16 protein-coding genes are annotated in these 19,664 nt (G+C 56.3%); 9 read left to right on the top strand and 7 right to left on the bottom strand.

The window, feature by feature from the left end:
• Positions 1-131: 131 nt before the first annotated feature.
• Complete coding sequence (locus tag AB7E65_RS06590) at positions 132-950, top strand: mechanosensitive ion channel family protein (protein ID WP_145926408.1); 819 nt, start codon at positions 132-134, stop codon at positions 948-950.
• A gap of 48 nt (positions 951-998) precedes the next feature.
• Here AB7E65_RS06590 and hrpB read toward each other — a convergent pair whose 3' ends face one another.
• Both hrpB and AB7E65_RS06580 read right to left on the bottom strand, forming a co-directional pair.
• Positions 999-3,506: an ATP-dependent helicase HrpB gene (gene hrpB, locus AB7E65_RS06585; protein WP_330220598.1), complete on the bottom strand. Its 2,508-nt coding sequence runs from the start codon at positions 3,504-3,506 to the stop codon at positions 999-1,001.
• A gap of 139 nt (positions 3,507-3,645) precedes the next feature.
• Positions 3,646-4,788 (bottom strand): M20/M25/M40 family metallo-hydrolase, encoded by a 1,143-nt coding sequence (locus tag AB7E65_RS06580; RefSeq protein WP_428745504.1) that lies wholly within the window; start codon positions 4,786-4,788, stop codon positions 3,646-3,648.
• A 260-nt stretch (positions 4,789-5,048) separates the two neighbouring features.
• Between AB7E65_RS06580 and AB7E65_RS06575 the strand changes: the two genes are divergently transcribed.
• The 8 genes from AB7E65_RS06575 to AB7E65_RS06540 all read left to right on the top strand — a co-directional run bounded on the left by AB7E65_RS06575 (position 5,049) and on the right by AB7E65_RS06540 (position 12,002).
• Positions 5,049-6,389 (top strand): M23 family metallopeptidase, encoded by a 1,341-nt coding sequence (locus tag AB7E65_RS06575; protein WP_320360370.1) that lies wholly within the window; start codon positions 5,049-5,051, stop codon positions 6,387-6,389.
• 47 nt (positions 6,390-6,436) lie between these two features.
• Positions 6,437-7,036 carry an ACP phosphodiesterase gene (locus AB7E65_RS06570; protein ID WP_072286972.1) on the top strand — a complete coding sequence of 200 codons (600 nt, stop codon included), beginning with the start codon at positions 6,437-6,439 and terminating at the stop codon, positions 7,034-7,036.
• Positions 7,037-7,273: 237 nt separating this feature from the next.
• Positions 7,274-8,617 (top strand): FIST signal transduction protein, encoded by a 1,344-nt coding sequence (locus AB7E65_RS06565; protein WP_428745503.1) that lies wholly within the window; start codon positions 7,274-7,276, stop codon positions 8,615-8,617.
• 65 nt (positions 8,618-8,682) lie between these two features.
• Positions 8,683-9,459, top strand: a complete 777-nt coding sequence (locus AB7E65_RS06560; RefSeq protein WP_428745502.1) for a DUF4388 domain-containing protein — start codon at positions 8,683-8,685, stop codon at positions 9,457-9,459.
• 9 nt (positions 9,460-9,468) lie between these two features.
• On the top strand, positions 9,469-9,984 hold the full coding sequence (locus AB7E65_RS06555; RefSeq protein WP_428745501.1) for a hypothetical protein: 516 nt from the start codon (positions 9,469-9,471) through the stop codon (positions 9,982-9,984).
• 19 nt (positions 9,985-10,003) lie between these two features.
• On the top strand, positions 10,004-10,582 hold the full coding sequence (locus tag AB7E65_RS06550) for a hypothetical protein (protein WP_072286968.1): 579 nt from the start codon (positions 10,004-10,006) through the stop codon (positions 10,580-10,582).
• A 39-nt stretch (positions 10,583-10,621) separates the two neighbouring features.
• A complete protein-coding gene (locus tag AB7E65_RS06545; RefSeq protein WP_320360374.1) occupies positions 10,622-11,437 on the top strand; it encodes a ParA family protein in 816 nt (271 codons plus the stop codon).
• Complete coding sequence (locus AB7E65_RS06540) at positions 11,409-12,002, top strand: hypothetical protein (RefSeq protein ID WP_320360375.1); 594 nt, start codon at positions 11,409-11,411, stop codon at positions 12,000-12,002. Before AB7E65_RS06545 ends, AB7E65_RS06540 begins: the two co-directional genes overlap by 29 nt.
• 118 nt (positions 12,003-12,120) lie before the next feature.
• Here the strand turns inward: AB7E65_RS06540 and AB7E65_RS06535 are convergent, their stop codons facing one another.
• The 5 genes from AB7E65_RS06535 to AB7E65_RS06515 form a co-directional block, all read right to left on the bottom strand.
• Positions 12,121-13,797: a PocR ligand-binding domain-containing protein gene (locus tag AB7E65_RS06535; protein ID WP_428745500.1), complete on the bottom strand. Its 1,677-nt coding sequence runs from the start codon at positions 13,795-13,797 to the stop codon at positions 12,121-12,123.
• Positions 13,798-13,893: 96 nt separating this feature from the next.
• Positions 13,894-14,316: a response regulator gene (locus AB7E65_RS06530; RefSeq protein WP_072286964.1), complete on the bottom strand. Its 423-nt coding sequence runs from the start codon at positions 14,314-14,316 to the stop codon at positions 13,894-13,896.
• Positions 14,317-14,443: 127 nt separating this feature from the next.
• Complete coding sequence (locus tag AB7E65_RS06525) at positions 14,444-15,091, bottom strand: response regulator (protein WP_072286963.1); 648 nt, start codon at positions 15,089-15,091, stop codon at positions 14,444-14,446.
• Positions 15,092-15,839: 748 nt separating this feature from the next.
• Positions 15,840-16,811 carry a glycyl-radical enzyme activating protein gene (locus tag AB7E65_RS06520; RefSeq protein ID WP_428745499.1) on the bottom strand — a complete coding sequence of 324 codons (972 nt, stop codon included), beginning with the start codon at positions 16,809-16,811 and terminating at the stop codon, positions 15,840-15,842.
• A 148-nt stretch (positions 16,812-16,959) separates the two neighbouring features.
• Positions 16,960-19,362, bottom strand: coding sequence for a glycyl radical protein (locus AB7E65_RS06515; RefSeq protein WP_428745498.1), 2,403 nt, complete (start codon positions 19,360-19,362; stop codon positions 16,960-16,962).
• Positions 19,363-19,664 lie beyond the last annotated feature (302 nt).

Raw genomic sequence — 19,664 nt, 5'->3', positions numbered from 1 at the left:
CTGTTGGGCATCATTTATCTGACACTGAAGAACAAGTGGGTCTTTGAGGACTTTCCGAATTTCGTCCTGAAAGAGAGCTGAAAACAGAACCTTACAACCAAGAAGAGTAGATTTCTTTCATAGGAGGAGACATGCAACAGATTAAACCCTGGCTGACTGTTTACGGCCTCAACCTGCTGGGAGCCCTGCTGATTCTGGCCGTCGGTCTTTGGCTGAGCAAATTACTGTCCAGGATCGTGCGCAAAATGATGACCAGCCGAAATGTCGACCCGACCCTGGTGTCCTTTATCAGCACCCTGGTTTACGTCGCGCTGGTCAGCTTCGTCGCTATTGCCGCGTTGAACCGTATCGGCGTCCAGACGACCTCTCTGATCGCGGTAATCGGGGCCGCCGGCCTGGCTGTCGGCCTGGCCCTGCAGAACTCGCTGTCCAATTTCGCCGCCGGCATCATGATGATCCTGCTGCGGCCCTTCCGGGCCGGAGATTTTATCGAAGGAGCCGGCGTCATGGGCACGGTGGAACTGGTGCATATTTTCAATACCCGCCTGCAGACCCCGGACAACCGGACCATTGTCATCCCCAATGCCAAACTGCTTAACGACAACATTATCAACTACACCGAGCGCGGCACAAGACGCATGGATCTTGTCATCGGCGTCAGCTACGATGACGATATCCACAAAGTCAAACAGATCCTGCAGGATATCATCACCGAGGACAGCCGGTTCCTCAAGGAACCGCAGCCTGTCGTGGCGCTGAATGAATTCGCCGACAGCAGCCTGAACTTTGTCATGCGTCCGTGGATCGGCACTGCCGATTACTGGCCGGCCTACTTCGATACCATGGAAAAGATCAAGCTGCGCTTTGACGAAAACGGCATTTCCATCCCCTTTCCGCAGCAGGATGTACATCTTGTCCAATCCGCTGCATCGACGGAAAATGCCGCCTGAAAATCCGGTCGGACCACCCATCGCCCATGCCCTGGAAAGCCTGGCTTTTCAGGGCATGGCTTTTTTTGTAGAACGGGTCGGCACAGCCTTCCAGGGATCCGCGGGCCAGGGATGCTTCGGGTAGCGCCCCGCCAGTTCCCGCTTGACCTCGGGGTAGCCCTCCTCCCAGAAACTGCGCAGATCCTGGGTAACGGCAACCGGTCGTCGCGCCGGGGACAAGAGCTGCAATTGTACCGCCAGACGCCCGCCCGCCACGCACGGCGTTTCTGCCAGACCGAATAATTCCTGCAATTTGACCGCCAGCACCGGCGGGCCTTCCGATCGGTACTCCAGGGCCACCCGATGGCCGCTCGGGACCGCCAACTGGGTCGGAGCCTCCTTTTCGAGCGCTTGCTGCAGGCGCCAATCGAGGCGGGCCAGCAGAACCGTCGAAAGATTCAGTCGGGAAACATCCTCCAGACAGCGCATCCCGTCCAGCCAGGGAGCGAGCCAATCGTCCAGTTCGGCAAGCAGGGCCCCTTCGGACCAGTCCGGCCAGGGCAACTCTGGAAAAATCCGCGCCAGGGTCATCACCCGCCAGCGCAATTGGACAGCGGCGGGACTCCAGGGAAGCGCCGCCAGACCAAGCTGACGCAGGCCGTCAAGCAAAGCGGCCGACACCTGCGCAGGGTCGGCCTGAGCAGGACGTTCGTCAAGCAGTAACGCACCGAATCCATATTCTTTACGAGCCACCACCTTGTTCTGCCCGGCATCCCAGAAAACCCGCTGCCTCCAGACCAGGTGTCCCGCGCATTCCGTTTCAAGGCGGGAGCGCGTAACGGTACTGGCCAGGCGGATCATGGCGTCTGCGCCACGCCCTCCCCCCACATCGACCGCCACGATGAATTCCGCATCCCCCACCCCGCTGCGCGGAGACAGGCAGCCGCCCTGCCCGTTGACCATCAGATAGCGTCGGCAATCGGCCGGACGACGCCGCGCCACACGATCCGGATAAGCCGCCAGCAACAGGATCGCCAGCGTATCACTGTCGCCCTGCAGCGCATCGCAGTCTGTCCGCAGGCGCTGCCGCCAGGCCCTGGCGGTGCGATCCACAACGCGACAGGTTGCCTTATCGACGCCGTTTTCCAGGGGTTGACCGGCGCGAAAAGCGTACAGCGCATCCAGCCGGGGCTGCAGATCGCTGTCCACGACCTGCGCGGCGGGTGACAGCCCCTTCAGCAAATCCCGCTCTTCGAGAAGAGCCGCAAGATCACAGGCCAGAGGCAGGCTGGCGATTTCCATACCGCGCAACAGTAGCGCGGCGATGCGGGGATGGGCAGGAAGCCTCGCCATGGCTTCGCCTCTGGCGGTCAGACGATGTTTTTTGTCAAGTGCGCCAAGCAGCCTCAGCAAATCCCTGGCATTGCCCAGCGCCCCGGCCGGCGGTGCATCCAGCCAGCACAGACTGGCGGCCTGCGTCACCCCCCAGCAGGCCAGCTCCAATGCCAGCGGCGCCAGATCGGCCGTGCGAATTTCCGCAGGCATGAACGGCAGCATGGCCCCTTGCGTCGCTTCGCTCCAGAGACGGTAACACCGCCCCGGCCCCAGACGGCCGGCGCGTCCGGCGCGCTGATCGGCATTGGCGGCGGCGATACGCACAGTGGTCAGGCGTGGCAGACCGGATCCTGCATGGAACCGGGCCTGCCGCATGAAGCCACTGTCGACAACCCCCCGCACACCTTCGATGGTCAGGCTTGTCTCGGCAATGTTGGTTGCCAGCACCACTTTGCGCTGCCTTCCCGGCAGCAACGCTCTTTCCTGTTCGGCAAAGGGCAATTCGCCGTACAGCGGCAGGACCAGCAATTCGCCAGCAGCCGGCTCCTTCCGGAGTATTTCCTGGCAGCGGCGAATTTCGCCGGCCCCCGGCAGAAACACCAGGATGTCGCCTTCGATTTCCCCCAAGGCCCGCCGCACCGCCCGCGCCACTACCTCCGGCAGAGGCCCTGCGGGGTCCCTGGGCATGTAACAGATTTCGACCGGATGGCAACGCCCGGGGCATCGCAGCACCGGCGCGTTGCCCAGTAGACGGGAAACCGGATCGACATCAAGGGTCGCCGACATGATCAGCAGCTTCAGATCGTCACGCAGCCCCAATTGCGCATCCCGACACAGGGCCAGCGCCAGATCGGCATGCAGATTTCGTTCGTGAAATTCGTCAAAGATCACCAGCCCTACGCCATCCAGCGTCGGATCGGACTGCAACCGACGGGTAAGAATACCTTCGGTAACAACTTCGATGCGCGTGGCGGCCGAAACACGCCGGTCGAAGCGAATGGCATAGCCGACCGTGTTGCCAACCGCTTCGCCCAGGCACGCCGCCATATAACGGGCGGCGTTGCTGGCGGCCAGGCGCCGGGGTTCCAGCATGAGAATCCGCTTGTTTTGCAGCCAGGGCTCATCCAGCAGCGCCAGAGGCACGCGGGTGGTTTTTCCGGCCCCCGGTTCGGCCTGCAGAACCACTGCGGGCGCTTTTTGAAGGGCCTTTCGCAATTCATCGACAACACTGTCGATAGGCAATAAACGACGATTTGCATTCATAGCAGATGAGGATTATGCGCAATGAACAGGTGAAACAACGGTTTTACACAAGGCGGGCTTTTCTGCCGAAAAGAAACCGGAAAGGCTGCTGCCGGTCTGTTGTCGCAATTGCCGGTCATCATGCCAGACGAATAATTTCGACCAGCAATTCGGTCACCCTTACCATGTCGGCTACATGCACCGATTCGGCGACGGTATGCACATCGGTCATACCGGTGCCGATAATGACCGTCTCGATGCCATGTGCGTTGAAGATATTGGCATCGCTGCCCCCACCGCCATCGCACAACGCCACCACGCGATCCAGCTGTCTGGCCGCCCTTTCCACAAGTTGTAGAATGTCCGCATCCGGCGACACCGCCATACAGGGATAATCGCTCACGACCTGCGTCTCGACAGACACAGAAACCTGCTCCCCGCCGATACTGCGCGCGGACGCCTGTGCCGCATCCCGCAAGCATGCCAGCATATGCTCCGTCTGGGTCTGAAGTTTGGCGGGGTCGTGGCTGCGCGCCTCGCCTTCGAGAACAACTTGCCGTGGAATGATATTAGTCGCCGACCCACCCTGGATGGTGCCGATATTGGCGGTGGTTTCATAATCGATGCGCCCCAGGCGCATCGCCGCAATCCCTGTGGCGGCAGCAACAATCGCCGACACTCCCTTTTCCGGATCAATGCCGGCATGGGATTCGCGCCCGGTGATAACAAAACGCATTTTGTTGGCAGCCGGAGCGGTGTTGATGACCCTGTCGGTCCCGGAAGTGTCGAGAGCCAGTCCGCGCCGCGAGACGACCTTGGAGTAGTCAAGATGCTTGGCGCCGAGCAACCCTTTTTCCTCACACACGGTTACAACGACCTCGATGATGCCATGAGGGACGCCCTGCTCCTTCACGATTTCCAGAGCCTCGACGATCTCGGCCAGACCGGCCTTGTCGTCCGCACCGAGAACAGTATCGCCGGCGCTTCGGAAAATGCCGTCGACCAATACCGGGCGCACCCCGTCGGCCGGCACCACCGTATCCATGTGCGCCGACAGCAGCAATGGTTCACAATCCTTGCCGCTGGCCGGCAACCTGGCGATAATATTGCCGCTCTCACTGCCGATGGCGCTTCCGGCATCGTCCATGACAACCGACATTCCCAGGCTGCGAAAGCGTTCGACCAGATACCTGGAAATCTCCCCTTCCCGAAAAGACGGACTGGCAATGCCGGCCTGCCGCGCAAATTCCTTTTTCAAACGTTCCACATTCACCATGACCATGTCCCTGCCTTCGATGGAGTCAGCAACCGCGCAGGCCGGACAGGAAACTCTCCCGGCAGCCTGCAAATCGACCGTTTACATAAATAGACCATTGGCCAAATTTTGGCAACGGCCTTGCACTTCTTCCTGCTTGCTGTCGAATTTCTGGACAACGATGTGCAGAACCTGTTAGCATGCCATGTGATTCTGGCCGGGCCATGGATGCACTGCATCGGCGGCCCCTCCACCATCCCGAGCAAAACAAAACCAAAGAGAGTGACATGTTGCATGATATTCAACCACCACGACGTTTCCCGAAACTGAAAACCAACCGTTTCACAACTAAAAAAGCGCTCCTGTGGGGGGGGGTCGTTGCCGGCCTTCTCGGCGGCCTCTGGTTCGGCGCAACCGGTTCTAACCGGCAGACCAGCAACGGGGAGCAGGCTGCCAGGACCGCGAACGAGCAGACTCGGGTCATCGCGCAAAAAACCGTCAAGGGCGTCATCCAGCCCGGGGACACCATCACGTCGCTGCTTGCCGACATCTTCACTCCGCAGCAGATTCACATACTCAACCAGGCAACCAAGCCGGTTTTTCCCTTGTCCCGACTGACCGCCGGACAATCCTACGCGCTGCGCCTTGCCGACGGCAAATTCATAAGTTTCACTTACGATATCGACCGCGAGGATCAGCTTGTGGTTTGCCGGGAGGGCGGCAGTTTCGTAGCCCGGAAGATACCCATCGAATACGAGGTTATCACCGACCTGGTCACCGGCGTCATCGACTCGAGCCTTTTCGGATCGATCGTTCAAAGCGGCGAGAATGAGGTTCTCGCCATATCCCTGGCCGACATCTTTGCCTGGGACATCGACTTCATCCGCGACATCCAGCCAGGCGACGCGTTTGAGGCTCTGGTGGAAAAACGCTTCCGCGAAGGCACTCCGGCCGGCTACGGCCGCATTCTCGCGGCCCGGTTCACCAATCAGGGGCAACCCTACAGCGCCTACCTTTTCAAGGACGGAAATCAACCGGCGGCCTATTACGACGAAAACGGGCGCAGCCTGCGCAAAGCCTTTTTGAAGGCACCGCTGTCGTTCTCCCGCATCTCCTCAGGATTCAACATGCGTCGGCGGCACCCGATCACCAAAAAAGTACGCCCCCACCCGGCCATCGACTATGCGGCGCCGACCGGCACCCCCATAAAAACCGTGGGAGACGGCACGGTAACCTTTGCCGCCTTCAAACGCTACAACGGCAATTGTGTCAAGGTTCGCCACCCTGGCGGATGGGAGACCATGTACAACCATATGAGCCGCTTCGGCCGCGGCATCAAAAGAGGGGTAAAAGTCAGGCAGGGACAAGTGATCGGCTATGTCGGCACGACCGGCCTTTCCACCGGTCCGCACCTTGACTTCCGCATGTATAAAAACGGCGTGGCGCTGAATCCGCTCAAGATCAAAACACCGCCATCGGCACCGGTATCGGCTCAGCACCTGCCGGACTTCAAACGGACCGTCGCACAGTTGACCGCCCGCCTGGAAGGCAGTCAGCCGGTACAAACCGCTGCGCTGGTCGGTAATCACCACTCCGGCCTCGAAGCAGATTCGCTGCGTACCAATTAAAGCCTGCTGCTGTCCTCGGAAATGCATGAATAAAACGGAAAGACAGCGTGAACCATCTTTTGCACCTTTACCTGGTTGATCCGCTTCCCGACGCGCGCCTGGGGGCCCTGATCGGTGACTACATCAAGGGACGCCTCGACCGGAATCTGCCGGCGGGCGTCCTTCAGGGCATCATCCACCATCGCAGACTCGACAGTTTCGCTCAGACTTCTGCCGCCTTTCGGCGCAGCAAGCAGCGATTGAACCCGGACCTCGGGCTTTGCCGCGGCATTCTGGTCGACATTGCCTACGATCATTTCCTGGCACAAAACTGGCGAATCTATCACCCCCAGCCCCTTGAACAGTTTGCCGCATCCATTTACCGCCTGGTAAAGGACAACCCCAACCTCCTGCCGAACGCCCTGCGCAGGCAGCTGCCACGCATGCTGGCCGCAAACTGGCTGGTGTCGTTACGCCATCTCGACCACATTGAAATCATCCTGCAACGCCTCTCCCGTCGCCTGAGCCGCGCCAATCTGCTGGCCGATGGCACCAAGCAGCTGATGCGCCATCGACAGGGGCTCGAAGCCGATTTCTCCGCCTTCATGATGGAAACGCAACTGTTTTTTCATCCCGTCCCAATCTCCCATCCTGGCATTTTACACTGAGTCCAGCGGAACACCCTAATTCATAGTTTTTATTTAGAAAACTATTTAATCTATTGACACAAACCTTTAATTTAATATATTAACGATAAAACATTGTCTTAAAATCAGCATGCGGCAGTTTCCGCAGCGTTTCCCTGCACCGTTCAAAAGGACCAGCCCTGCGTTTTTTCGTCAGCGCCGCAACATACTTGTTTAACAAGGCTTTATGAAAAGCATACCTTTATAAGGAGGCGTTTCATGGCAGGAAAAATTCAAAAAATGATCCATTCCATTCTTGAGCAAAACGCAAGCAACAATCCCATGCTCGCACGCGTGATCAAAACCAAAATGATCCTCAAAGGCATCAATCCGGCCAGGTTCTCCGCCGATTCACCGGACGATCCCGCGATCATCGCCAAACTCGAAAGCATGATGAGATCCTTCGCTCCGGCCGGCCCCCCGCAAACCGGTGCGATCCGGCCGGCATCCGCCAACGGGAAGATACGTACCGGGTTTTCCACCCACCCGGACACCGCCGATTGCGTGCGGGACCTACGAAAACAGCTCGCGCCGGCATCCCCCCGCCTGGTGATTTTCTTCGCCGCAATGAAACATGCGCCGGAAACCGTGTCGCTTTATATGCAGGAGGCGTTTCCCGGCGCGCAGGTCTTCGGCTGTTCCACCGCCGGCGAAATCACCAGCGGCCAAATGCTTTCGGACGCGATCGTGGCGATGGCCTTCTCCACCGACATGCTTCAGGATTTCAAAATCGAGATTGTCAGGAATCTCGGCGACCCAAATGCCATTCAACAGGCCGTGGCCTGCTTCGATGCCCACTTCGGGCAACCGCTTTCAGCGATGGACCCGGCGCGCCATGTCGGCATTCTGCTGATCGACGGTCTGGCAGGCATGGAAGAAACCCTGATGGAAACTCTCGGCGATTTGACCAACGTCCCCTTTATCGGCGGATCGGCGGGCGACGATCTGCAATTTTCCGGAACCTACGTCTACGCCAACGGTCATGCCTACAAAAATGCCGCGCTGCTGGCCCTGCTCAAACCAAGCGTTGATTTTTCCTTTGTCAAAACCCAGAGTTTCCGTCTTCTGGGAAAAACCCTCAGGGTCTCCAAAGCCAACGAATCGCGCCGAGAAGTCCTGCAGTTCAATGACCGGCCGGCAATCGAGGCTTACGCCGAAGCGGTCGGGGTATCCAGCGACAGGATCAGTCAATGCTTCATGCGCCATCCGGTCGGTCTCATCGTTCAAGGCGAGCCGTTCGTACGCAGCCCGCAACGCATCCAGGGCGACTCCATGTACTTTTATTGCAGCATCAAGGAAGACATGGAACTGTCCCTGCTGGAATCCACCGACATGCTCGGGGACACCGCGCGGGCCATTGCCGAAGCCCGCGAAAAACTTGGCCGCATTTCCGGGATCCTCGACTTCGACTGCATCCTCCGCACCCTCGATCTGCGCCAGCAGAACCTGACCGACGCCTACGGCAAACTGTTTGAAGGCATCCCGACTGCCGGTTTCAGCACCTATGGCGAGCAATACATCGGACATATCAATCAGACAGCGACCATGCTGGTATTCGGATAATATCCGGAGCCGGTTTTTGCCAAAGCCAGTACCGATGCTTCCCTTATAGCAAGGAGGGATTTTCCATGACAGTTTCCGATAGCTTGACTCTTGCCGGAGGTTCCGATGACAAGAGCCTGCACGGCGACCTTTCGGTAACCACGATATCCGACCTGTTGCAGTTTCTGGCGGCAAGCTCCAGAAGCGGTGCGATTCGCGTCATGCGCGATCCGGAAAATGACGAGGGGATGATCTATTTCGCCAAAGGGGAAATCCTTTCGGCGCGGGCCGGAGAAAAAACCGGGCTCGACGGCATCGCCGCCCTGCTCGACTGGAAACAGGGAACCTTTTATTACCTGCCTGGAATCGCCCCCCTGGAAACGACCATCGGCCTGCCCGTCCAGCACGCTATCCTCGAAGCCATTGTGCGTCTGGATAACCGTGGCGGCGATTCCGTGCACAACTACGCATCCGCGTCTGAAGAAGGGAGTACATCCATGGAACAAACAACGAGAGAATCGACGGATGTCATGAACGATCTGCTGACGATTCCCGGCATCGATGCCGTGGTTGTCGTGGGCCGCGACGGTTTTGTCATCGAATCGGCGGGCAGCAGCGCGCGCATCAATATCGACGAGCTTGGCGCTTCCCTCGCACATGCCATCAATGGCATCGAGGAAATGGGGAGCGAACTCAACATCAGTTGCTATCAGGACATGTTCATCGAATATGGCCGTGCTGTCATCATGTGCAGACCGGTCGGCGATGCCGTCGCCGCGATAGTCACTCCGGATGCTTCCAGGCTGGGCATCATCCGCCACAAAACCAAAAAGCTGTTCCAGGAACTCGGATTGTCATTCTAGGAGGGACCCATGCCGCTCAAGCTCGATTTCACCCTTGCTCCAGATACCTACCGCCACTCTCTCAACGGCCACCCGGTTGTCATGCACAGCCACCATTACCTTACCCTGGTCACCAAGCTGGCCGAGGATCTGGACGATGTCGGTGGCCCGCAGATCCTGGCCGATGCGGTGGAGGATGCCATGCGCGTCATGTTCGATGACTATTTCCAGAAAAACGGCATCTCCGACATCCAGGAAAAGCAGGAGATATGCACCGGTTACTTTTCCGCTTTCGGCCTGGGCAAAATAACCATCAGCGGCACCGCGCAATCCGGAGAAGCATGTCTGCTCCGATCCCACATAGACGAAGGATGGCTCATGAAGTGGGGCGAATACCATAAGCCGATAAATCATTTCACCCGCGGGTATGTCGCAGCCGTGTTTGGCGCCCTCTTCGAACGTCCCGCCCGCAGTTACAAGGTCACCGAACTCCAGGGCATGGTTACCGGCGAACAGCAAAGCGTCTTCACCGTTGAGGCGGCCTGAACAAGGAGAATCCATTATTATGACGGTCATGCGAAACGATGTGGTCAAGGCTTTGGCCAAGGTTAACGTGCAGAGCAACGAACAGGGTCTGATCCCCGAATACGAAGTCCTGGTCAACCTGTTGCCTGTGGCATTGCTGAACAGCCTGACGGAAAGATTGCTCGCCGCCGCCCCGGAACGCAAGGAAGAAGTCGAAGCGGGACTGGTCAGGGCTGCCTACGAATGCGGCTATCACACAGGTTGCGGAATCATCACCTCGGAGATTTTCAGCGAAGTGGTGATGCCGATGGTCACCGAAGGAGAAAAAGATATCCTGCGAGGGGCGTTTGCCGCTTTCACCGCCTGGGGATGGGCCAAGTCGGGTATCGTGCAACTTAAGGAAGGTCAGCGGATGATTGTCCGGGCTTTCGATTATTACGAAGCGGACAGTCCGGGGGCAGGATTGCGCGCCTACATGCTGCGCGGACTGAACCAGGCATTTTTCGAACTGGCCTACGCCGATCCGTACCCTGACGGCATGAATACCTTTGTCTGCAAGCAGACCAAGGGCCTGGAAGCAGGCGATTCCTTCGGAGAATTCATCGTCACCAGGAAATAACAACCGGCCGGCCCGATCCGGCGGACATGTGGTGAAAAAATGGCAAATACGATTTCCATCGTCAGCTCCAAAGGCGGCACAGGCAAGACCACGGTCGCCTTGAACCTGGCCGTTGCCCTGGCGGAATCGGGGGAGCGCACCCTGCTGTTGGACCTTGATCCCCTGGGCGCCATCGGCTTTTCCCTGGCACGCAACGATACCGACTGGCGCGGGCTGGCGGAACATATCGTGGATGAAGCGCCACTGAACGAGGTCATGCTTCAAACCCGGCTGCCGCAGCTGTCGATTCTGCCAAGAGGCCGGCTGGATCCCCTGGACATCGATATTTACGAAAATGTCCTGCGCTGCTCCGATGCCTTGCAGAACATTATCGCCGAAGTGGATGCGGAATTCCGCTACATCATCGTCGACACACCGTCCGGCCTTGGGTCCGTCACGCGCGCCGCATTGGCATCAAGCACGCATGCGCTGCTCCCCTTGCAGGCGGAGCCTCTGGCATTGCGTGCCATCTCCCAGACTTTGCATGTCCTTCAGCACATCAGGGAAAACGAAAACCGGAAACTGCACCTGATCGGCATCCTGGCAGTCATGGTTCAGCTGCGGAAGGACGTTTCCTTCAACATCATGAGCACGGCATGGTCATCCCTGCACGGGGTTCTGGAAACCTACATACCGCGAACCGATATTTTTCATCTTGCCAGCGAAAAAGGCCTGCCCGTGGCATTCCTGCAGGGGCGCTGCCCTCCGGAAGCCAAAAGATTCGAGATGCTGGCCACGGAAATCAAAACCATCATCCAGAACCTGGGTGGCGATATGGGAGCCGACGATGAAAGACCGCAACGTGAACTCATATAATCTTTCCTACGCCCGGCAACTGCTCGACGCCATGGCGCCGACCAGAAAGCCGGCTTCCAAAATAGACCAGCCAACCGACACCCGACCTTACGTGCGGCTGATGCCGGTTCAGAAACCCGGAAATGGCGAGCAAGCAACCAGGCCGACCGAAACCGTTTCGGCCGAAAAGACCCGACCGGCGTTTACCGAGCCATCGGAAAATTTTCCCGACTGGGAAAGCTGCATCGCCTGGTGCATCGGCATCACCAGCGCCGAAGCCGCCTTCGTGGTCGATTCCCAGGGTTTCATTATCGCCACCCGCGGAAGGATTCCCAGTCACGGTTTCGAATGCACCGGCGCCGAACTGGTCTTCACCATGGATCAACTGGAACGCATCGATCCGGAGGCGGGCAAGCTTTTATGGATCGATCTCGATTTCAACCAACGTCGACTGGTCGGTTTCATCACACCGGTTCAGAATAATGAATATTTCATTGTCGGGCTGGTGGCTCCGGACCCCGCCTACAACATACTGAAACCATCCATATCCAAGCATATTGTCAAAAGCCTGCCCTCCATGAATTGATTCTTCCGGCTCCGAAAACAGCCCGCCAGGCCTCCGACTGAAAAAGGCCTTTGTCACCTGCAACGCGCGACAAAGGCCGACTCCATACACAAAATCAAAGCCGGTGTTGCGGTCTTTTCTAAGCCGATGCCGGCAACACCAGATGAAATTCGCAACCGGGCGTTTTCTGGGTCAAGGGTTTGCTTGTAGGAGTCCGGGAAAAAATTACGCCACCATGAGATTCGGTAACCAGCTTGCAAAAGGCCAGCCCCAGGCCGATTCCACGCCGCCCCAACCCTTCCTTGCTTTCCACGGTAAAAAACTTTTCAAAAATCGCATCCTGAAATTCTTCAGGCACACCATATCCCTGGTCCTTCACCATTATCCAGAGATATTTGTGATTGGCCGAAACGCGATCCACCACGCTGGGCTTCAGGATCCTGCAAAGATCCCGATTCCTGCCTAACACCTTCCTGCTCCTGACGCTGATCAGACCACCGGTGACACTGTAATTGATGGCATTGGAAAGGAGATTGGTAATGGTCCGCTTCATGCGAATCAGGTCGAGGGATGCAGGCAGGCATTCCCGGTCGGTCGCGTGGCGCACCTTGAGCTGTTTATCGGCCAGCAACAGGGATTGCTCTTCGATACAGTCGTTGATGACGGCATTCAGATCGAACTCGGTCCTGTTGAGTTGAAAATTGGTGTTTTCTTCCCGAAAGATATCCAGAAAAGAGTTCACCATACTGCACAGCTGGTCGTTGGTATTGGAGGCCAGACGAATCACATGTTCCTGTTTATGGTTGATCGTGCCGATGCGTTCCGTGGAAAGCAGCTCAAGGGTTTTGTTGATGGCAGAGATGGGGTTGCGCATGTCATGGCTGAGCATGGCCACCAGATCCTGCTTCATTTTTTCATGCCGTTTCTCTTCGGTAATATTGCGCAGAATGGCCACGTAGCCGGCCACCTCACCATCTTCATCATTGATCCGGGAGATCGAGACCTGAGCGGGAAACTTGCTGCCGTCACCACTGACGCCTTCCATCTCCACACGGAAATTATCTTCTTCACCCTGATCCAGTTTGCTTTTGCATTCCAGAATCTTTTCCGGCGGGTCCAGAAGATCATAGAAGTTTTTGCCGTAAAGCCGCCCGTCTTCAAAACCGAAGGCATCGTGACAAATCTTGTTGACCATGGTGATGCGGAAATTGACATCGATGGCAAAAATACAGTCGGAGACGCTGTCGACCAGTTTATTGAGGTATTCCTTGGACTGTTTGGCCAGCAGATATTTCTGCATGGCCATATCGCTCAGGGTACGCGTGATAACGGCCATGAATTTTACGATTTTCTGCAACTTGGGTTTGGTAACAAAGGGGATCCTGTCCAATTCCTCCAGATAGCCGTCGATGTCCTCGATGCCGATGGCCTTGGCTCGCGCGATGGCGACCTCCTTCGGTATCGGCTCTTCCAGTACCTGGCCGCCGTTCAGGTTGGCGAGGTGGTAGCCTTCTACAATAATCGGCGTTGCACAATCGACCAGCCCCGAATTAAGGCAATTATAAACGTACGGCTCCTGTTGCTTAAGGGACATCTCGCCACCGAAAGCGTCGCTGGCATAGCACTTTTTGCGGCCATCTTCCGTACCGCGGCAATATTTGGCACAGAACCTTGTAAAATTCTGTTCCCCCGACAAGGGCCGCCCTTCGACATCGGCGATTACCGAACCGATACCACAGACCTCGTTAAAGGCATCGAGAATTTCGTCCAGCGTCTCTTTATCCACCAAATCGAGAAGGTTAAGGGTTTTTTTCATCCGATCCTCTGCAAAACGATCTTTTCCTGTGTTTTAACGACACTGAGTTGCAAACAATAAAAAAATCAAATTTAGTTTCATTCGTCATTCCATCGATTATCTGTCTCTGTTCAGATAAAGAAGGTACGGCGAGCTCACTTCCTTGTTATCCGAAATGTCGACAATCAGATTCGCCAACGATTCTATCCCGATGGTTTTTAAAAGATATCCATTGGCCCCCGCGTCCAGGGAGTCCTCCAGGTAGCTGCGATCATTATAGGTTGAAAGAATCAGAAACAGCATGGCAGGGAACTTTTCCCGCAAGGCTTTTATGGCCGATATGCCCGATATGCCTGGCATATCGATGTCCATCAGAACGATATCCGGCCGCAGTTTTTCGATTTTTGCCACGGCATCGCAGCCGTTATCGGCGGTCCCGATGATGGCAACCTTGTGATCATCCTCAAAAGCCAACGACAAACCGGTGCGAATCAAAGGGTGATCATCGGCCAGAAAAACCCTTATCCTTGTCTCAGCCATACACATCCTTTCCGACACTGCCGGCCCAAAGCACCCATCAAACGCGACTTTTTGAATCAACCACACGAAAGCCCAAAATATCCACGATCATGATCCCCCAAAAAGGGTCGCCCGCTGGTTTGGTGATTTACTCAATGATTTTAAGGTTCCGGGCCACGGCCACGGCCTCCAGTCGGCTTTTAACCTCCAGCTTGGTGAATATCTTTTTGATATGGGTTTTGACCGTCTCAATGCTCAAAAAAAGCTCGCTGGAAATTTGCTTGTTGCTTTTCCCTCCGGCAATGAGGTTGAGAATCTGCTCTTCCCTCGGGGTTATATGAACCGGTTCCGATTCCTCCTCGACACCGGCGGACCCCGCCATATCGAGCAAATAGGGAGAAACGGGGTTTTCCCCCCGCGCAAATTCCCTGAGAAAATCGACCAGCGCCGTGATGCTGATGGCCTTGAGCATGTATCCATCGGCTCCCGCCTCCATGGCACCGCTCACGTAGCTTTTTTCCGAGTATGAAGAAAGCGCGATGATCTTGATATTGCGAAGCTTTTTTTTAACCATTTCGATTACGGTAATCCCGGAAATGCCCGGCAGGTCAATATCGATCAACGCGATGTCCGGTGGATCCTTCAGAATCTTTTCAACCCCTTCAAATCCGTCGGAAGCTTCCCCGATCAGATCGAGATCCTGCATGCCATCAAGGGTAAACCGCAACCCTGTGCGCAGCAGAGGATGATCGTCCACCAAAAATACCTTTACGGGCTCATGCACAGCCGATTTCATATGAACTCCCCGGCAAAAAACAATTGTACGAATGGAAGGATGTTCCGCAGCGTTCACGACAGGAGTACGACAAAATAAAAAAGGCCACTATCGTGACCTTGCCTCTTCAGTAATATTTAACCATGCAAATAAAATCAGGGCCAAGATCAAAAAACGCGGAACTTCCGGCGCAGGGAAACGAGATTACAATGTCAATTCCGAAAAATTGCCTCATCCGTTTGCAGCCTCAAAAAAACCTGCCCTTGCCTGCCTGCTTACCGCGTATACACCACTATAAAGTATTTTCTCTCAAGGCTCAAGCCCGCCACTCCGACGCCGCAGTCCGCCAGCTTCCATTGCCACACCCGACGGCAGAACAAGCCGCGCTCAAAACACACTGTGTTTGCGCCAGGGCATGCCGTTCGGGAGACTGTTTGTTTTCCTATATAGCTGAATTTATACTTTTTTCCAAATCCGTTTCCCGTCATGCACGGGCACAAACGGGGAAGAAAGGGATATGTGCCAGATTTTCCATGCAGCTTTTCCCGCGCATAAAAAAGGCCTGCGAACCCGCAAGCCCAAAACGGCAACTGAAACCCTGAAAAAAACTCAGTTCAACTGAAAGCGGCCATACGCCAAAGCTTGCCGCGCCCTAACCCTGATTTAAAGAGGTGCTATCCAAATAGCGTCCGATCTGCCCTGCCCCCTGGACACCGTTTTGTCCTTTCGCAGGCGGACGCCTTGGCGTTTTGCGAAGGGCAATATTTTCCTACATACCCCCGATGGTAACATCATCGATCACGCTGCGGAAAAACCCGGCGACTTTCTCGACCGTTTCCCGTCGCGGTGGCGTCAGGTCCGCCAGTTGATATTCACAGCCGAGCTGCCGACATTTGCTTATGCCAAGCCTGTTGTAAGGAAGGACATCCACTCCCAGAACATTTTTGCAGGAGGCGATCAGATCAGCCGTCTGTTGCAGACTCTCCAAGCTATCGTTAAGGCCACTGATCAGGGGAATGCGTACCCGAACCGGGATATTCAACTGTGAGATATGCCTGAAATTCTTCAGAACAAGATCGTTGGGCATGCCGGTCAATTCCCGGTGAACATCCGCATCCATGTGCTTGATATCGGTCAGCAACAGATCCACATGGGATAAAATCGGCTCCAGTTGTTCCGGGGCCACATGCAGGCAGGTCTCCACCGCCGTGTGCAATCCGAGCTGCTGCATGGCTTGCAAAGCCGCCAGAAGAAACTTGGGTTGCCCTGTCGGTTCGCCGCCGCTGAAGGTCACGCCACCGCCGGAAGCGATGTAAAAATCCCGGTCCCTGCTCACCATCGCCACCAGGTCGTCGACGCTGACCCATCGGCCGATGATGTTGATGGCCCCGGCGTAGCAGGTTTTGAAGCAGGCCCCGCAGAGTGTGCATTTCCCGGTATCGATGCCCGTGACACGTTGCCCCGTTTCATCGGTCTTGATGGCCGATACCGGGCAGACCTCGATGCACTTCCGACATTGGATGCAATGGGTTTCAATAAAGCTGATGTCCTGTTCCCAGCGGATCGATTCCGGATTCTGACACCACAGGCAATGCAGGGGACAGCCTTTCATGAACACATTCGTGCGAATGCCTCCCCCGTCATGGATAGCGAACCGTTGCACGTCGAAAACCAGTCCGCGGGGCTCCCATCCGGGTTCCTGCAATGCATCGAAATCGTACAGTTTGTCTGTCCAGTTCATAGTCTGACCATCTTTCCGCTAATAGTCCCCATCCGGAAACTCCAGATGGATCCAGCGTAATTTTCATATGGAAAACGAGCTATTTTTCGTTGTGGCAAAGAAATCAAGAGATTGCGGGGAGGGTAACCCTCCCCGCGGTTTTCGGGCATCAGGCTACCTGCTCGGTACGACTGATGATGTCATTCTGGATCGACTTGTCCAGAACCGTGAAGAAGGCGCTGTAGCCGGCGACACGCACCACCAGTCCGCGATAATTTTCGGGATTGGCCTGCGCATCCTCCAGCACCTGGCGCGACACGACATTGTACTGTACGTGGAATCCGCCCCGTTTGAAGAAAGTATCGGTAACGGCGATCAGTTTTTGCAGACCGTCGTCGCCGGCCAGTGAATCGGGGGAGAATTTCTGATTCAGCAGCGTGCCGTTGGATGCCACGATATGGTCCAGCTTGGCCACGGAGCACACGGTGGCCGTCGGACCGGAGATGTCGAAACCGCCCTGTGGCGAAACACCATCAGCCAGCGGATGGCCACATTTGCGTCCGTCGGGCGTGGCCGCAACCACCGCGCCCAGAGGCACGTTCGCCGATACCGGATAAAGACCCGGCTGGAAAATGCCGTTGCGCGGATTGCGGTATTTCTGTACTTCGGCGCAGTAGACATCAGTAGCCATGACCGCAATTTCGTCGGCATAGTCGTCATCGTTGCCGTATTTCGGTGCGCGGTTCACCAGCATCTGGCGCAGTTCTTCGGCGCCTTCGAAATCCTTGTCCATGGCCGCCTTGAGTTCAGGCAGAGAAATGATCTGCTCATCGAAACAGAACTTTTTGATCGCGGCCAGGGAATCGCCGACGTTGGCCACGCCGACCCCCTGGGGACCGGTGAAATTGTAGATGGCGCCGCCTTCCTGAACCGCTTTGCCGCGGCCGATGCAATCCTCTACCATCCCGGAGAGGAATGGCAGGGGTACGTTTTTACCGTGGGCCAGATCGACGGCGTTATCGGAATGGCACAGCAGTTTGACGAAATAGGCCATCTGCTTCTTGTAGGCGCCGACCACATCGTCAAAGCTCTTGAAATCCTGGATCGAACCGGTTTGCGGACCCAACTGTACCTTGCCCATGGGATCGTAACCGTTGTTCAGGGCCAGCTCCAGAACCTTGGCCATGCTGAAAAACGCGGCATCGTGCCAACCTTCGGTTTTGCCGCCGACCTGCGGCTCGACACAACCGATGATGCCATAATCGCGAGCATCCTCAAGGGTGAGGCCGCGGGACAGCAAACCGGGAATGACGACCCGGTCGTTATACCAGGCGGGCATGCCGAGACCCAGGCGTGACACCTCGGCGGCTTTTTTCCAGAACAGCGTCGGCGTCCCTTCATGAATTCGTACCGAAAGCGAAGGGCCATACAGAGCGGTGTTGGCGGTTGCCTGCATCATAATGAGGGACAGCTCGTTGGTGGCATCCTCGCCGTGACGATTGACACCGCCGACGATGATGTTCTGGAACATGGGATACCCGCCGAAGGCCTGAGTGGAACCTTCGTCGCGCACCTTGTTGATACCGGCCATCTTGATCCACAGCAGGTCGACCAGTTCCTGAACCTTTTCGGCGCCGAGGTTTGCCTTATCGGCGGCATAGAAGGGATAGAGGTACTGGTCCATACGCATCGGCGAAATGGAGTGGCCGTTGCTCTCGATCTGGATCACCAGCTGGATAAACCAGAAGGACTGCAGAGCTTCGTGGAAGGTTTCCGCCGGCTGCGCCGGAACCTTGCGACAGATCCGGGCAATTTCAAGCAACTCGGCCTTGCGGGCGGCATCGGCACCGGCGGCCAGGCGCTCGGCCTCGGCGGCAAACCGGTTGGCAAAGGCAATGACCGCTTTGTTGCTGATAATCACGGCATCGAGAAACTGCCCTTTTTTCATATCTTCCGGATCGGCAAAATCAAGCTTCGCCTTGGCCGCTTCGGCTTCGGCGATAATCTCGTTGAGGCCGTTGTGGAGAACCTTTTTATAATCGACGGAGATGTGGCCGACGCCGTTGAAATAATAGTTGCCCACGGTGAACACCCCGGCGGCCTGGGCGGCAAGCGCCTCGGCAGTCATCAGGGACGTGGCGTATTCCTGGTTGGTTTTACCGGCCCAGTAGGGAAAAATCTCATCCCGCAGGACGGCCTTGGTATCTTCGCTGATCAGGAAGACATCCGCCTTGCGTTTGGCCAGACGATCGAGTTCGTCTTCCAGCCACTTACAGGAAAATTCCGGGAAAATCGGGGTCGAACGAGGCTTGCTGCACTGATTGCCGACGATCAGCTCATCGTCTTCAATAAAAATCGACATGCCGGCCAGAATCTTTTCCAGAGCCTTGGCACGACGCAGATGCATCGGCAGGGCCTCGGTTTCCTTGTAGGATTGGGTAATCAAACGGGCTCGTTCGGGGCAGATTTCAGGAGTTTGGGTAAGGAAGCGGGCCTTGACCTGCTCCACACGGTTTGACGGCCCATGTTCGGCCACGGCGGAATTGATCTGAACAGTTTGCTTTTGGGACATGACTTTCTCCTTTGACAAAAAGAGATCGGACGGACAACGCCACGTGCATTTTGCGCCCCGTTTGGACGCCGAGTTTTACAGGAAAGCGGCCATTCTGTGTTGGAACCGCCAGCACCACGGCCGCCTCAAAGGGGGCTTGGCGACGGCAAATAAACAAATGTTTCATTTCGGATGCCAAAAATCTGCTTTTTTGCGCGCAGGTTATTTGTAACAAAGCTTTTATGCGATGAAAATCGCTCAAAGGGGGCCTTTGGCATCCCTCATAGGGGGCTTTTTCGAGGGATGGGTGATCACCCTGTGAT

Origin of the sequence: Syntrophotalea sp. (assembly GCF_050253115.1) — a bacterium.
In the GTDB taxonomy this organism is placed as follows: Bacteria; Desulfobacterota; Desulfuromonadia; order Desulfuromonadales; family Syntrophotaleaceae; genus Syntrophotalea; species Syntrophotalea acetylenica.
This window is presented reverse-complemented; position numbering and strand designations above follow the sequence as displayed.